The sequence below is a fragment of the Streptomyces thermoviolaceus genome, from assembly GCF_045209695.1.
GTDB classification, from domain to species: Bacteria; Actinomycetota; Actinomycetes; order Streptomycetales; family Streptomycetaceae; genus Streptomyces; species Streptomyces thermoviolaceus.
In genome coordinates this window covers 2,575,681-2,589,937 of sequence record NZ_CP109280.1, presented here as the reverse complement: position 1 = coordinate 2,589,937, position 14,257 = coordinate 2,575,681, and the positions used below count along the sequence as shown (strand labels likewise).

Below are 14,257 nucleotides of genomic sequence, written 5' to 3'. Positions count from 1 at the left end.
CGCCGGCTCAGTACTCCAGGGCCTTGTCCATCGACGGCAGCCAGTACGTCACCGTCAGGCTGTCGTCGACGTAGACACCGTCGGAGGGCAGGTCGACGGTGGCGATGGAATCGTCGTCGAACGGGATGGTCAGGGACTTCACGGTGTGGCCGTGGTCGGCGCTGCCGTCGGCGGCCGACAGCAGGACACCGGCGTAGGCGGACTTGCCCGGCTCGATCACGGTCAGCGACTGCGGCTTGGTGGACTCGGCCACCGGCGGCACCGACTGGGCGTCGCCGAAGCGGGCCGCCGGGTACTGGGGGAGCACGCACGCCGCCGAGCCGGTGTTGGTCGCGGTGAGCAGCAGGTGGTTGATCGGGCGGGACACCACGGTCGCCTTGATCTTCGTGGTGCCGGCGGTGCACTGGGCCGGCTTGCCGGAGTCGTCGCTGCCGCCCTGGACGGCGGAGCCGCCGCTGCTCGTGCTGCCCTTGGCGCCGTCGGTTCCGTCGGAGGCGTTGGCCGCGCCCTTGCCCGCCGTGCCCGCGCTGGTCTGCGTGACCGAGCCGCCGGAGGAGGCGGGCGCGGTGGCGGCCGTCGGGGTGGCGTCGCTGCCCGCGTTGTCCGTCCCGCTCTCGCAGGCGGTCAGGGACAGGGTGGCGGCGCAGAGCGCGGCGGTCGCGAAGAGACGGGTGCGGGTGATGCGGCGTGCGGTGCGAACAGACATGGGAAATCCCCCGGGTCGTGTGAAGGAAATGTGGTCGGTGAGGTGCCGTTCGGTTGGTTGGCCGAGGCGGCGTCCTCGATGGCCAACAGCTTGTGGGAGGATCCGTCCCAGCTGCCAGCAGCGACGCGATATGCGGGACGCTGGAACGCTGGAATGGCTCTGACCTGGGAAAACACGGTCCGCCTGGAATGCGGGCGTGAGACGGGGGGAGGGAGAAAAGGGTGGCGGGGGAGGAGTTCGCCGAGCTTCTGCGCGAGCTGAAAGAGCGGTCCGGTCTGAGTTACGGCGCGCTCGGCAAACGGCTGCACATGAGTGCGTCCACGGTGCACCGCTACGTCAACGGGGACGTCGTACCGACGGAGTACGCCCCCGTCGAGCGGCTGGCCCGCATCTGCCGGGCGACACCCGAGGAACTGGTCGAACTGCACCGCCGCTGGGTCCGTGCGGACGCGCTGCGGGGCGTCGAACGGTCGGCCAAGGAGCAGAGCGCTCCGGCCTCGGGCGGGGCGGTGGCCGCCCAGCCGCGGCAGGGCGGCACGGCGGCCGAGTCCGCAGCCGGCGGGGCCACGGCGGGTGAGGCGGACCCCGTCGGTGCGGGCGGCACGGACGGTGAGCAGACGGGCGAGAGGACCGCCGGAGACGGCGGGACGGGCCGTGAGGAGAGCCGCGGGGCGGCCGGCGACGCGGCGAGCGACGACGCGGCCGCCGGCAGCGCAGGCGCGGCCGCCGGCAGCGGTGGTGTGATCGCCGCCGACGGTGCTGCGGCGGGCGACGGTACCGGGAAGGCGGAGGACCCGGAGCGTGACGGCGAGCCGGCCGCCGAGGCGGCCGTCGAGGCGGCCGTCGAGGTGGCCACCGTGGCCGGTGGACGGCCCGGGGACGCGGCGGGACCCGCGCGGCGGGGCCGGAAGAAGTGGTCCACGGCGGTCCTCGCCGGGACGGGGATCGTGGCCGTGGCCGCGGCGACGGCCCTCGTGGTGAACCTGGTGCCGGGGGACTCCGACCGGGCGGCCAGTGTGCGGGACGCGGCGGTGACCGCGTCCGCCGCGCACGCGAGCGGCTCGCACAGCGCCTCGACCGGCCCTTCGGCGTCCCCCTCCGAGACGGACGGGAGCACGCCGACCGCCACCGCGTCCGACCGTGCGCACCGGACTCCCGGGGCGGGCGGGAGCGGTCCGGCCGGAGCCGCCGGCGGTGCCGACGCGGACCAGGTGCCGGCGGTGCCCGTCACGGTGAACACCACGCCCTACTACTGGGACGTGCCCTGCGAACAGAGCATGCTGGTCGACCGCAGCCCGCAGAACGTGCCGCCGCCGCCGGTGCAGCAGGACGCGGAGGGCTGGGCCGCCGCGATGGGCGCGGTCGCCGCCGACCACCAGACGGTGAAGCTGACCGTCCAGGGCACCGGCGCGCAGACCGTCGTACTGCAGGACCTGCATGTGCGGGTGGTCGGCAGCAGCGCCCCGCTGACGTGGAACAAGTACGCGATGGGCAACGGCTGCGGCGGCGGTGTGGACACCGCGGCCTTCGACATCGCGCTCGACGCGGGCAACCCGCTGGTCCAGCCGGTCGCCGGGCAGCGTCCGTTCCCGTACAAGGTGAGCGAGTCCGACCCGGAGGTCTTCTACGTCAAGGCCCACACCAGCGGGCACGACGTGCGCTGGTACCTGGAACTGGACTGGTCCAGCGGCGATCGGCACGGCACCGTGCGGATCGACGACCACGGCAAGCCCTTCCGCACCAGCGCCTCCGGGAAGGCGTACTACGCGATGCCGCTGGGGCAGAGCGACTGGGAGCTGATCGAGGACTTCTGAACCTGCCGGGGCCGGTCGCCGGGTGCGGGGCCGCAGGGGGCGTGCCGCGTCCGCAGCGGGGACCGGGGACCCTGCGCCGGTGTCACTCCGTCGTCGGCGGTGTGTGCGAGGCCGCGGGCTGAACCCGGCCGGTGAAGCACTCCGTCCTGCCGCCGTCCGCCGGGTGGAAGCAGGCGCGCAGCAGCGTGCCGGGGCCGGCCGCGGTCATCGGGGTGTACACGTAGGACGCGGCGTCGATGCTGTCGAGCACCGTGACGGTGCGGGTGGGCCCGCCCGCGGTCACGGTGAGCCGGTCGCCGATCCGGGAGTGCCAGATCCGGGCCCAGCCGGCCCGGCACTGCTCGTGGTAGCGCAGCTCCAGGCGGGCGTCCGTGGCCGTGCGGTACGAGGCGACGGTGACCAGGTGGAGGGAGCAGCCCAGCTGCATCGGGTCCCGGCCCTCGCAGGACGCGCCGCGGCAGCGGGCCTTGGACACGACGGGCGGTGCGGACGGCGACGACCGGGGCGGCGCCTCCCGGTGCGGGAGCACCGCCAGCGCGGCGGCCAGGCTGCCGACGGTCACCGCGCACACCGACACCAGCACGGCCAGTGCCGCACCCCCTCGCCGCCGGAACCACCCGGACCGCTGCGGCCGGGCGGGTCCGTCGGCCGAGGCGCCTTCGGCGGCCGTGTCCGCGGTCGTGGTCCTATCGGCGGTCGTGTCGACGGCCGCATCAGCGGAGCCGGACGGCGGCGGTGCGGTGGCTTTGGCCGTGGCCGTGGCCGTGGCCGGGGCCGGGGTCGGTGCCGGCGTCGCGGGCGGCGCGGCCGAGCGGCGGGACCACTCGGACTCCGCGATCTCCCACAGCGCCAGACAGCGTCCCGCCGGTTCGCGGGCCAGCAGGCACAGGTCCTCCACGGCGCGACGCGGCGGCAGCGTCTTGCCGTTGAGATAGCGCTCCCAGGAGGACTTGCTGTAGGTGGTCCGCTGTGCCAGGGCCGCCAGGCTCAGGCCGGTGCGTTGCCGCAGCTGACGGAGCGCGGCGGTCAGCCGGGCCAGCTCCGGGGACGGCGACGGCGCGGACGCGGCGGACGAGGAGCGGGACGGCGGTGCCGGCCGGCCGGGTGCCGTCATCCCCGCAACACCCGCCAGGTGTGGGGGCCGACGATGCCGTCCACCACCAGCCCGGCCTGCTGCTGGAGGCGTTTGACGGCGCCCTGCGTTCTCGGCCCGTAGATGCCGTCCACCTCGCCGGGGTCGAACCCGGCCCGGCGCAGCAGGCACTGGGCCTCGGCGATGTCCGGACCGGCCAGGCCGGTGTCGAGGATGGCGTCCTGGGTGCGGCTGTTGCCCGCGTACCACGCACCGTCGTGCCGCTGGAACCGGCAGGTGTACGTGGGCCGGGACGGCGAGGATGCCGCCGCCTGCAAGGCGGGGGTGGAGGCGGCGGTGACCGCGCTCTCGGGGTCGTCGGCGCCGGAGTACCGGGTGAGCACCAGGATCACCGAGGAGACGGCCAGCACCAGGGTGACCACCGCCGCCACGGCCGCGATGGGCAGGGCGCGGCCGCGGGGATGCGGACGCCGCGGTGCCGGTGCCGTCAGCACGTCGTCCGGCAGGCCCGTGCCGGCGTCCGCGCTCACGGTCGCAGCGCTGTCCGCGAGCACGGTCGCGGAGCCGTCCGTGCCCACGGTCGCAGCGCTGTCCGTGAGCACGGTCCCGGTGCCGGCGCCCGCGCCCACGGCAGCGGTGCCGTCCGTCCCGCCCCGCGGTGCCGCGTCGGGTGCGGCCCGGTCTCCGGCCGTCTCCTGGGGTGCGCCGGTACGCCCGCGGGCGTGCTGCCACGCGTCCGCGGCGACCTCGTACAGGGCCAGCAGCCGGGTCGGGTCGCCGGCGCCGATCCTGGCGAGGGCCTCGACGGCGTCCCTCGGCGGCAGCGACCGGCCGCCGAGATACCGTTCCCACGACTTCGCGCTGTATCCCGTCTTCGCCGCCAGTTGCCGCAGGCTCAGCCCGCTGTGGTCCTTCAGCCGTCGCAGGGCCACCACGAGCTGACGGACCCGTGGATGCAGATCGGCAGGCAGCTGACTCCAACGCGACATGTTCCCCCACTCGCGTCCTGTGGTCCCGGTGTCCCGGTGCCGGACCTGTACGGATACTGCCCCGGCTGAGAAGGCTCGTACCGGTTCGTGGTTCCCGTACCGGGGCGAATTCGGCCATCCGGCGCCGTGCCCGCCGTCCCGCCGTGCCGTCTCCTCAGGTGGCGTTTGCGCTGGTCAGCGCGTGGGACGTCCCGTTCGGCCGTCATCCGGCGCCGGGCTGTGGCGGGCCGGACCGGCCCTGGTGCAGTCTCGTTCGCGGGGAGCCGGCCGCGGCAGCCGGACACGGCGCAGGGCGGCGTCCTGCGGGGGAGGACACCGCCCTGCGCCGTGGTGATGAGTGATGTCGGGTGATGAGTGATGCGGAAGTGACGGATCAGAGGCGCTCGGGCGTCCGGATGCCCAGCAGGGCCATGCCCTGGTGCAGGGTGCGGGCCGTGAGGTCCACCAGGAACAGGCGGTTCTCCACCTGCTCGGGGGTGTCGGCCTTCAGCACCGGGCACTGGTCGTAGAACGCGGTCAGCAGCGTCGCCAGCTGGTACAGGTAGGCGGCCAGCTTGTGCGGCTCCCAGGAGGCCGCGACCTCCAGGACCGTCTCGCCGAACTGGTCCAGCTGCAGGCCCAGCGCCCGCTCCGCCGGGGCCAGCTCCAGCTCCGGGTGGGCGACCGGGCGGGCGTCGCCGGCCTTGCGGAGGATGGACTGGATCCGGGCGTAGGCGTACTGGAGGTAGACGGAGGTGTCGCCGTTGAGCGAGACCATCTGGTCCAGGTCGAACTTGTAGTCGCGCACGGCGGAGGTGGACAGGTCGGCGTACTTCACCGCGCCGATGCCGACGTACCGGCCGTTCTCGACGATCTCCTCCTCGGACAGGCCGACCTTCTCGGCCTTCTCCCGGACCACGGCCGTGGCCCGCTCCACCGCCTCGTCGAGCAGGTCCTCCAGCTTGACCGTCTCGCCCTCACGGGTCTTGAACGGCTTGCCGTCCTTGCCGAGCACGGTGCCGAACGCCAGCTGGTGGGCGCGGACGCCGTCACCGAGCCAGCCGGCCCGGCGGGCGGTCTCGAAGACCATCTTGAAGTGCAGCGCCTGGCGGGCGTCCACCACGTACAGCAGGGTGTCCGCCTTGAGGTTGAACACGCGGTCGCGGATCGCGGACAGGTCGGTGGCGGCGTAGCCGTAGCCGCCGTCGGACTTCTGCACGATCAGCGGGACCGGCTTGCCGTCGGGGCCCTTGATGTCGTCGAAGAACACGCACAGCGCGCCTTCGGAGCGGACCGCGACGCCGGACTCCTCCAGCAGCCGGCAGGTCTCCGCGAGCATGTCGTTGTAGCCGGACTCGCCGACGATGTCGGCGTCGCGGATCTCCATGTCCAGCTTCTCGAAGACGGAGTAGAAGTAGATCTTCGACTCGTCGACGAACTTCTGCCACATGGCCAGCGTGTGCGGGTCGCCGGCCTGGAGGTCCACCACGCGGCGCCGGGCGCGGGTCTTGAACTCCTCGTCGGAGTCGAACAGCTTGCGCGCGGCCTTGTAGAGGCGGTCGAGGTTGGACATCGCCTCCTCGCCGCTGACCGTGTCGGCCTTGTGGTCCAGCTCGTGCGGGTGCTCGTCCAGGTACTGGATGAGCATGCCGAACTGGGTGCCCCAGTCGCCGATGTGGTGCCGGCGGATCACTTTCTCGCCGGTGAACTCGAGCAGCTTGACCACCGCGTCGCCGATCACCGCCGAGCGCAGGTGGCCGACGTGCATCTCCTTGGCGACGTTCGGCTGCGCGTAGTCGATCACGGTGGTGCCGGTGCGCTCGGCGTGCGGCACGCCCAGCCGGCCGGCCGGGTCCGCGGCGCGCGCGGCGAGGTTCTCCATGATCGCCTTGTCGGTGACCGTGATGTTCAGGAAGCCGGGGCCGGAGACCTCGACCTGCTGGACGACGTCACCGGAGACGACGCGCTCGACGACCTGCGTCGCCAGCTCCCGCGGGTTCGCCTTCGCCTTCTTCGCCAGCGCCAGGATGCCGTTGGCCTGGAAGTCCGCCCGGTCGCTGCGTCGCAGCAGCGGGTCCGCGTCGGCGTGCTCCGGCAGGGCGGCCGTGAGGGCGTTCGCGAGGCGCTGGTGGACGGCGGATGTGAGGGACGTGACCGAGGCCATAGGAATGGGTGCCGTTCTCCTCGTGGGGATGGATAGACGCGCCCAGTATCCCACGGGGGGCAAAGCGAGTTTTTTCGTCCGGTGCCCGCCCTGCCCCGGGCGGCTCGCCCCGCCGGTGAAATGGCGTTTTCGTGGAAGTCGGGGCGCCTGGGACAATGGCACCGGCCAGGCCGTGGCCGGCGGGTGGCCCGCCGGGCGCCCGCGGGGAGCCGGACGCCTGCCGCGGCCACCTACCGAGAACCTTTCAGACACAGAGGACGTGCCGATCGTGGCTCAGAGCACCGAGACCACCGACTGGGTCTCCCGTTTCGCGGACGAGGTCATCGAGGAGTCGGAGCGCCGCGCCCCGGGCAAACCCGTCGTCGTCGCGTCCGGTCTGTCCCCCTCCGGCCCCATCCACCTCGGCAACCTCCGCGAGGTCATGACCCCGCACCTGGTGGCCGACGAGATCCGCCGCCGCGGGTACGAGGTGCGGCACCTGATCTCCTGGGACGACTTCGACCGCTACCGCAAGGTTCCGGCGGGGGTCGAGGGCATCGACGAGTCGTGGGCCGAGCACATCGGCAAGCCGCTGACCTCGGTGCCCGCGCCCCGTGGCTCGCAGTACCCGAACTGGGCCGAGCACTTCAAGGCCGCGATGATCGCGTCGCTGGCCGAGCTGGGCGTGGAGTTCGACGGCATCAGCCAGACCGAGAAGTACACCTCCGGTGCCTACCGCGATCAGATCCTGCACGCGATGAAGCACCGCGCCGAGATCGACGCGATCCTGGCCCAGTACCGCACCAAGCCCAAGCCGGCCGAGCAGAAGAAGCAGCAGGCCCGCACCAAGCCGGTCGACGAGGCCGAGCTGGAGGCCGCCGAGGGGTCGGGTGCCGCCGCCGAGGACGACGGCTCGGCCGGCTCCGCCGGGTACTTCCCGTACAAGCCGTACTGCGGCAACTGCGAGAAGGACTTCACCACCGTCACCTCCTACGACGATGACTCCACCGAGATGACGTACGCGTGCAGCGCGTGCGGCTTCTCCGAGACCGTCCGGCTCAGCGAGTTCAACCGCGGCAAGCTGGTGTGGAAGGTCGACTGGCCCATGCGCTGGGCCTACGAGGGCGTGATCTTCGAGCCGTCCGGTGTGGACCACTCCTCGCCGGGCTCCTCGTACCAGGTCGGCGGGCAGATCGTGCCGATCTTCGGCGGCAAGCAGCCCATCGGCCCGATGTACGCCTTCGTCGGCATCACCGGCATGGCGAAGATGTCCTCCTCGCGGGGCGGCGTGCCCACCCCGGCCGACGCGCTGAAGATCATGGAGCCGCAGCTGCTGCGGTGGCTGTACGCCCGGCGCAAGCCCAACCAGTCCTTCAAGATCGCCTTCGACCAGGAGATCCAGCGCCTGTACGACGAGTGGGACCGGCTCACCGCCAAGGTCGCCGCCGGCACCGCGCTCCCCGGTGACATCGCGGCCTACACGCGGGCCGTGGGCACCGCCTCCGGCGAGCTGCCGAAGACGCCGCGCCCGCTGCCGTACCGCACGCTGGCCTCCGTCGCCGACATCACCGCCGGCCACCAGGACCAGGCGCTGCGCATCCTGCGCGACCTGGACCCGGACAACCCGCTGACCTCGCTGGACGAGGCCCGGCCCCGGTACGACAAGGCCGAGGCGTGGATCAACACCCACGTCCCCGCCGACCAGCGGACCATCGTCCGCGAGGAGCCGGACACCGAGCTGCTGAAGTCGCTCGACGAGACGTCCCGGCAGTCCATCACGCTGCTGCTCGACGGTCTGGCCGACCACTGGTCGCTGGACGGGCTCACCCACCTCGTCTACGGCGTACCGAAGGTCCAGGCCGGGTTCTCCGCCGACGCCGGCCCGAAGGAGCTGCCGCCGGAGATCAAGACCGCTCAGCGGTCGTTCTTCGCGCTGCTGTACCGCCTGCTCGTCGGCCGTGACACCGGTCCGCGGCTGCCCACCCTGCTGCTCGCGGTGGGCCAGGAGCGGGTCCGCACGCTGCTCGGCGCGTAAGGAGACCGCGCGGACCGCGCCCCGCACGGGGCGCGCACGAAGACGCGGACAGCCGACAGGGGGGTGCCCGGTGACACCGGGCACCCCCCTTCTGCTCATGCCTTCTCGTGCGGTTCGTGATGCGTGACGTCCGCGGGGGACAGGAGATCGCCGGCGTCAGGAGATCGCGGAGATCGCGGACGTCAGGAGATCGCGGAGATCGCGGACGTCAGCGATCGCGGACGTCAGGAGATGTGGTCCTCGGTCATCTCCGCGTTGAAGCGGTTGCCGAACCGGTTGACCATGCGCGCGACCTCGCGGACCGGCAGGGCCAGGCCGTAGGCCGCCTCCAGCACCTTGGAGAACTCGCCCGGCGTGGGCAGGGTGTCACCGACCGACTCCCGGAAGAGGCGGTACAGCTCCTCCTCGTCCGGCTCCGCCTGCGCGGGCACCTCGCCCTCGGCCTGCTGCTCGGGGCCGGCGGCCATGCGCTGCTGCGGGATCTGCGGCTGCTGCGCTGCCTCCTGCGGGACCTGCGGGTGGGCCTGGTTCTGCTGCTGGGCCTGGTGGGCCTGGTGGGCCTCCTGCGGGACCTGCTGGTGGAACTCCGGGGGGATCGGGAAGCTGCCCGTCTCCTCCGGGGCCGGCTCGTACGGCGGCGGCTCCTCCTCGTACTGGTCCCGGTACTGCTCGGCCTGCCGCTGCTCCTCGTACCAGTGCGCGTACTGCTCGGCCGGGTCGTAGGTGGGGTCGTAGTCGCCGCGGTACTCGATCTGGCGCGGCGCGTTGAACCAGGGGCTCGTCTCCGGCTCCGCCGCCTGCTGCCCGGCGGCCGGGGCGGGGCCGAGCTGCGGCTGCCGGGAGCCGGCGGGTGCCGCTGCGGCCGGCACGGCGGTGTGCTCGGCCGTGGAGGGTCCGGTCTGCGGGGCCGACGGGATCAGCACCGGCTCGATGCCCGCCGCGGCCAGACCCGCCGGGGCCGTCTCCGAGAGCGGCACCCCGTACCGGGCCAGCCGCAGCGGCATCAGCGACTCCACCGGAGCCTTGCGCCGCCAGGCCCGCCCGAACCGGGACCGCAGCCGCGCCTGGTAGACGAGCCGCTCCTGCTCCAGCTTGATCACCTGGTCGTAGGAGCGCAGCTCCCACAGCTTCATCCGCCGCCACAGCAGGAACGTGGGCACCGGGGACAGCAGCCAGCGGGTCAGCCGCACCCCCTCCATGTGCTTGTCCGCCGTGATGTCCGCGATCCGCCCGATGGCGTGCCGGGCGGCCTCCACCGCCACCACGAACAGCACCGGGATCACCGCGTGCATGCCCACTCCCAGCGGGTCGGGCCAGGCGGCCGCACCGTTGAACGCGATCGTCGCCGCGGTCAGCAGCCACGCCGTCTGACGCAGCAGCGGGAAGGGCATCCGGATCCAGGTCAGCAGCAGGTCCACTGCGAGCAGCACACAGATACCCGCGTCGATACCGATCGGGAACACATAACTGAAGGTGCCGAAGCCCTTCTTGACGGCCAGTGTGCGCACCGCCGCGTACGAACCCGCGAAGCCGATCCCGGCGATGATCAGTGCGCCCGACACGACCACGCCGATGAGCACGCGGTGCATCCGAGTCAGCTGCAGTGGCGCGGCCACTCGTACTCCCCTCCCAGTGCGTGTTGTTGCGCGCACCAGGGTGGCACACTTGTGCGACTCATGATGTCCGGACCGGATGCCCCCACCGTTCACCGGCGGATCGGTTCTCCGGCGAACCGATGGATCAGTTGTCCGACGAGGAGGCGGAGTCGGACGGCGACGGGCTCGCCGAGCCGTCCGTCTTGTCCGTGCCGCCCTCGGCGTCCTTCGAGGGCGACGCCGTGTCCGACGAGGAACCCGAGTCGGACGGATCCGACGTGAGGGTGTCGCCGTTGGCCTTCGCCACCGACGCCACCGCCTCCGCGGCGGCCTTCTCGGCCTGCTTCACCAGCTCGTCGGCGTCCGGGGTCTTGTCCCCGGCCAGGCCGGCACCGTTGTAGTCCACCGTGACCACGACGTTCGCCACCCGCGCCACGACCGTCTGCTGCTTGAAGGTGCCTTCCTTCTTCTTCAGGTCGTAGCGGACCGCGGTCGCCTCGTCGCCGGTCGCCGACACCTGCTGGGTGGCGGTGTTCTTCGCACCGTCCGTGGACTGCGCGTCCTGGACCTGCTTGAGGAAGAACTCGTGCGCCTGCTCCTCACCGGTGCCCCGCGTCTGCTCGGAGGTGAAGCGCAGCAACGACACGTTCAGCCAGCGGAACTGGGAGCCGTCCACGCCGTGGTTCTCCAGGCTGTCCCACGAGCAGCTGGCCCGCCGGGACAGGTCGCTGGACTTGCCCTCCTTGCCGGAGTCGTCGGCCTTGGGCACCAGGTCGTCCAGGGTCTTGTCCGACAGGACCTTGCAGGCCTCGGGCAGTTTGGCGTAGCGGGCCGGCTGCACCGTCGGCGACGCGCTCGCGCCGGGGCTCGCCGAGGCGCTCGCCGTCCGGGACTGCGTCGCGTCGGCCTTGTCGCCCGAGCCGGAGTCCGAGGAGCAGGCCGCGGCCAGCAGCAGGACGGGGAGGACCGCCGCACCCACAAGGACACGGCCCCGCCGCTTGCCTGGCACAGGGCGCCGGTCACGCTGGTCTCGGTGAGCTGCTCGCTGCATGGTTCCTTCACTCATGACACTCGTGGTTCCTGCGAATGGTTCCTGCGGTCGGAACAGATCCGCGGGGCCACGGTACGCGCTGCGCCGCTCACATGGTCGTACTGATCCGTCGGTGCGTACCCGGGCGCGGGGCGGGTGGCAACGGCTCAGGCGCCCAGCGAATCCGCCAGCTGCGCCGCGACTTTCCGGGCCTTGTCCTGCATTTCCTCGCTGTCCGGGACCATGCCGACGACCGCCGGCTGTTCCTCGTACACGACGGTCACGATGACGTTGGACGTGCGGAACGCCACAGTCACCGTGCGCTGCCGGGCCGTCGAACCCGAGCTGCCGAGCCGGTCGTCGAGGAACGCCTCGTCGCCCAGGCCGTCGAGCGTGCGGGACTGCAGGTCGGTCGTGGAGGACGACGGGGACGACGGCGCGGTGGGGGTGGAGGAATCCGAGGGGGAGACGGTCCCGTCGGCGGACAGGCCGTCGGAGGTCTGGCCGGCGCCCCCGCCCGTGGACGCCCCGGACAGGCCGGCCGCCTTCAGCTTGGCGGCGAAGACCGACTCCGCCTGGCCGGCGTCGCTGACCGTGTTGTCGTAGGAGACGACCCGCTCGAAGTCGATCGAGAGATGGTCGGTGGCCTGGGCGGAGTCCGCCGTCCAGCGGCAGCCGACCTTGCGGTCGGTGTCGTAGGTGAGGGTGTTCTCGCCCTCGTAGGCCTTGTCGCGCTGCCCCGGGTCCGCGATCTGCCGGATCCCCGGCAGCAGGGAGTCGAGGGTGCTGTGGCCGACCGTGTTGCAGGCCTCTGGCAGGGTGCGGTACTTGCCCGGCTGCGCCTGGGTCCGCGCGGCGCCCACACCGTCCGGGTTGGCGCCGTCGGTGGTGCCGGCGCCCGACGAGCCGCCCGTGCAACCGGTCAGCAGCAGGGCCGCGAGCAGGGCGGATGCGCCGGATCCGTAGGCCTTCCGCAGCACGGACGGGCTCCTCTCGTCGAACGGTTCGACGGTGGTCGTGCGTGAGTGATCGCAGGTCCCCGCCGGTAAATCGGTTGCCGGGCGACGGCGTGTGCCGAGAACAATGTGTATCGCACGCGCTGCCGTGAGCGCCGGTCCGTTGTCCTGTTTCGTCGTCCCTGGCGCCGGTATTGCGCTTCCTCACGTTTGTTCTTGTTTTTCTGATTCACGGGGGGGCGAAGGCCGACATGTCGTACGTGGAAGTGCCGGGCGCGCGCGTGCCCATCCGCATGTGGGCCGACCCGGCGACGGTCGAGGGTGCGGCGATGCGGCAGCTGCGGGACGTCGCGGCCCTGCCGTGGATCCAGGGTCTGGCCGTGATGCCCGACGTCCACTACGGGAAGGGAGCCACGGTCGGCTCCGTCATCGCGATGCGGGACGCGGTGTGTCCGGCGGCGGTGGGTGTCGACATCGGCTGCGGGATGTCGGCGGTGAAGACCTCGCTGACCGCGAACGACCTGCCGGACGATCTGTCCCGGCTGCGGGCGGCGATCGAGCAGGCCATCCCGGTGGGGCGCGGCATGCACGAGGAGCCCGTCGAACCCCGGGCGGTGCACGGGATGGCGACGGCCGGGTGGGACGACTTCTGGCGCCGGTTCGACACGGTGGCCGAGGCGGTGCGCTTCCGCCGGGAGCGGGCCGCGGCGCAGCTGGGCACGCTCGGATCCGGCAACCACATGATCGAGTGCTGCCTGGACGACGACGGCGCGGTGTGGCTGCTGCTGCACTCCGGGTCCCGCAACATCGGCAAGGAGCTGGCCGAGCACCACATCGGTGTCGCCCGCTCGCTGGCGCACAACCAGGGGCTGGTCGACCGCGACCTCGCGGTGTTCCTGGCCGGCACCCCGGAGATGGACGCCTACCGCAACGACCTGTACTGGGCGCAGGAGTACGCCAGGTACAACCGGACGCTGATGATGGCCCTGCTCAAGGACGTCGTGCGCCGGGAGTTCGCCGGGGCCCGGCCGGTCTTCGAGCCGGAGATCTCCTGCCACCACAACTACGTGGCCGAGGAGCGCTACGACGGCATGGACCTGCTGGTCACCCGCAAGGGCGCGATCCGGGCCGGCCACGGGGAGTACGGGATCATCCCCGGTTCGATGGGCACCAGCTCGTACATCGTCAAGGGCCTCGGCAACGAGAAGGCGTTCAACTCCGCCTCCCACGGGGCGGGCCGGCGGATGAGCCGCAACGCGGCCAAGCGCCGCTTCACCGTGGAGGACCTGCAGGAGCAGACGCGGGGCGTGGAGTGCCGCAAGGACGCCGGTGTGCTGGACGAGATCCCGCAGGCCTACAAGGACATCGAGCAGGTCATGGCGCAGCAGCGGGACCTGGTCGAGGTCGTGGCGCGGCTGAAGCAGTTCGTGTGCGTCAAGGGCTGACGCCCGACGGGCCGGGCGCCTCCCGCACGGTCCCGCACGGGGGTGTCCGGCCCGTCGCGCGGTTGCTGCCCGTGTCGTGCGCGTCATGCGGCACGCGGGTGCGTGTCATGCGGCACGCGGGGTGCGTCGTACGGCATGCGGGTGCGTGTCATGCGGCACGCGGTGTGCGTCGTACGGCACGCGGGTGCGTGTCATGCGGCACGCGGGGTGCGTCGTACGGCATGCGGGTGCGTGTCATGCGGCACGCGGTGTGCGTCGTACGGCACGCGGGGTGCGGTGTGCCGTCCGCGTCCTCGCGCCTGCGGCACGCGTCACTTGGCGTGCCGCACCGCGTAGATCATGACGAAGGCGACGATGTGGATGCCGAAGAGGAAGTAGCCGAGGTAGTACCAGACGTACCGCTCGCGCTTCTTCTCCAGGGCGAGGTTCTCGCGTTCGGCTGCCCGGGCAGCCTCGTCGTCCGCTGTCATGG

The 14,257-nt window shown here is 72.2% G+C and carries 11 protein-coding genes; 3 read left to right on the top strand and 8 right to left on the bottom strand.

Annotated features, from left to right (window positions below; genetic code table 11):
• Nucleotides 1-7: 7 nt before the first annotated feature.
• The gene (locus tag OG899_RS11295; RefSeq protein WP_125497006.1) at nucleotides 8-706 is read right to left on the bottom strand and encodes a DUF4232 domain-containing protein; all 699 of its coding nucleotides are present in this window, start codon (nucleotides 704-706) and stop codon (nucleotides 8-10) included.
• A 221-nt stretch (nucleotides 707-927) separates the two neighbouring features.
• On the opposite strand from OG899_RS11295, the gene OG899_RS11290 reads away from it, so the two are divergent.
• The gene (locus OG899_RS11290; protein ID WP_406311011.1) at nucleotides 928-2,520 is read left to right on the top strand and encodes a helix-turn-helix domain-containing protein; all 1,593 of its coding nucleotides are present in this window, start codon (nucleotides 928-930) and stop codon (nucleotides 2,518-2,520) included.
• 82 nt (nucleotides 2,521-2,602) lie between these two features.
• On the opposite strand, the gene OG899_RS11285 is transcribed toward OG899_RS11290, so the two are convergent.
• The 3 genes from OG899_RS11285 to argS form a co-directional block, all read right to left on the bottom strand.
• Nucleotides 2,603-3,634 (bottom strand): DUF2690 domain-containing protein, encoded by a 1,032-nt coding sequence (locus tag OG899_RS11285; protein WP_406311010.1) that lies wholly within the window; start codon nucleotides 3,632-3,634, stop codon nucleotides 2,603-2,605.
• Nucleotides 3,631-4,602: a peptidoglycan-binding protein gene (locus OG899_RS11280; RefSeq protein ID WP_168131518.1), complete on the bottom strand. Its 972-nt coding sequence runs from the start codon at nucleotides 4,600-4,602 to the stop codon at nucleotides 3,631-3,633. The genes OG899_RS11285 and OG899_RS11280 overlap by 4 nt, the downstream gene beginning before the upstream one ends.
• Nucleotides 4,603-4,975: 373 nt before the next feature.
• A complete protein-coding gene (argS, locus tag OG899_RS11275; RefSeq protein WP_125497002.1) occupies nucleotides 4,976-6,745 on the bottom strand; it encodes an arginine--tRNA ligase in 1,770 nt (589 codons plus the stop codon).
• 259 nt (nucleotides 6,746-7,004) lie between these two features.
• Here argS and lysS point away from each other — a divergent pair, with 259 nt between their 5' ends.
• Entirely contained in the window at nucleotides 7,005-8,759 is a 1,755-nt protein-coding gene (gene lysS / locus OG899_RS11270; RefSeq protein WP_125497001.1) for a lysine--tRNA ligase, read from the top strand.
• A 224-nt stretch (nucleotides 8,760-8,983) separates the two neighbouring features.
• On the opposite strand, the gene OG899_RS11265 is transcribed toward lysS, so the two are convergent.
• From OG899_RS11265 to OG899_RS11255, 3 genes are all read right to left on the bottom strand, one after another.
• Nucleotides 8,984-10,375 (bottom strand): DUF2637 domain-containing protein, encoded by a 1,392-nt coding sequence (locus OG899_RS11265; protein ID WP_229814515.1) that lies wholly within the window; start codon nucleotides 10,373-10,375, stop codon nucleotides 8,984-8,986.
• Between the two features lie 124 nt (nucleotides 10,376-10,499).
• Nucleotides 10,500-11,420: a DUF3558 domain-containing protein gene (locus OG899_RS11260; protein WP_406311009.1), complete on the bottom strand. Its 921-nt coding sequence runs from the start codon at nucleotides 11,418-11,420 to the stop codon at nucleotides 10,500-10,502.
• A 131-nt stretch (nucleotides 11,421-11,551) separates the two neighbouring features.
• The gene (locus OG899_RS11255) at nucleotides 11,552-12,364 is read right to left on the bottom strand and encodes a DUF3558 domain-containing protein (protein WP_168131520.1); all 813 of its coding nucleotides are present in this window, start codon (nucleotides 12,362-12,364) and stop codon (nucleotides 11,552-11,554) included.
• A gap of 227 nt (nucleotides 12,365-12,591) precedes the next feature.
• On the opposite strand from OG899_RS11255, the gene OG899_RS11250 reads away from it, so the two are divergent.
• Nucleotides 12,592-13,785, top strand: coding sequence for an RtcB family protein (locus OG899_RS11250; RefSeq protein WP_168131521.1), 1,194 nt, complete (start codon nucleotides 12,592-12,594; stop codon nucleotides 13,783-13,785).
• A gap of 311 nt (nucleotides 13,786-14,096) precedes the next feature.
• Here OG899_RS11250 and OG899_RS11245 read toward each other — a convergent pair whose 3' ends face one another.
• The gene (locus OG899_RS11245) at nucleotides 14,097-14,255 is read right to left on the bottom strand and encodes a hypothetical protein (RefSeq protein WP_168131522.1); all 159 of its coding nucleotides are present in this window, start codon (nucleotides 14,253-14,255) and stop codon (nucleotides 14,097-14,099) included.
• Nucleotides 14,256-14,257: the final 2 nt, after the last annotated feature.

Bases quoted from the DNA above. Each gene is read 5' to 3' on its own strand.
- OG899_RS11280 (WP_168131518.1), bottom strand. From the start codon at position 4,602: ATGTCGCGTTGGAGTCAGCTGCCTGCCGATCTGCATCCACGGGTCCGT.
- OG899_RS11245 (WP_168131522.1), bottom strand. From the start codon at position 14,255: ATGACAGCGGACGACGAGGCTGCCCGGGCAGCCGAACGCGAGAACCTC.
- OG899_RS11260 (WP_406311009.1), bottom strand. From the start codon at position 11,420: ATGAGTGAAGGAACCATGCAGCGAGCAGCTCACCGAGACCAGCGTGAC.
- OG899_RS11295 (WP_125497006.1), bottom strand. From the start codon at position 706: ATGTCTGTTCGCACCGCACGCCGCATCACCCGCACCCGTCTCTTCGCG.
- OG899_RS11250 (WP_168131521.1), top strand. From the start codon at position 12,592: ATGTCGTACGTGGAAGTGCCGGGCGCGCGCGTGCCCATCCGCATGTGG.
- OG899_RS11285 (WP_406311010.1), bottom strand. From the start codon at position 3,634: ATGACGGCACCCGGCCGGCCGGCACCGCCGTCCCGCTCCTCGTCCGCC.
- argS (WP_125497002.1), bottom strand. From the start codon at position 6,745: ATGGCCTCGGTCACGTCCCTCACATCCGCCGTCCACCAGCGCCTCGCG.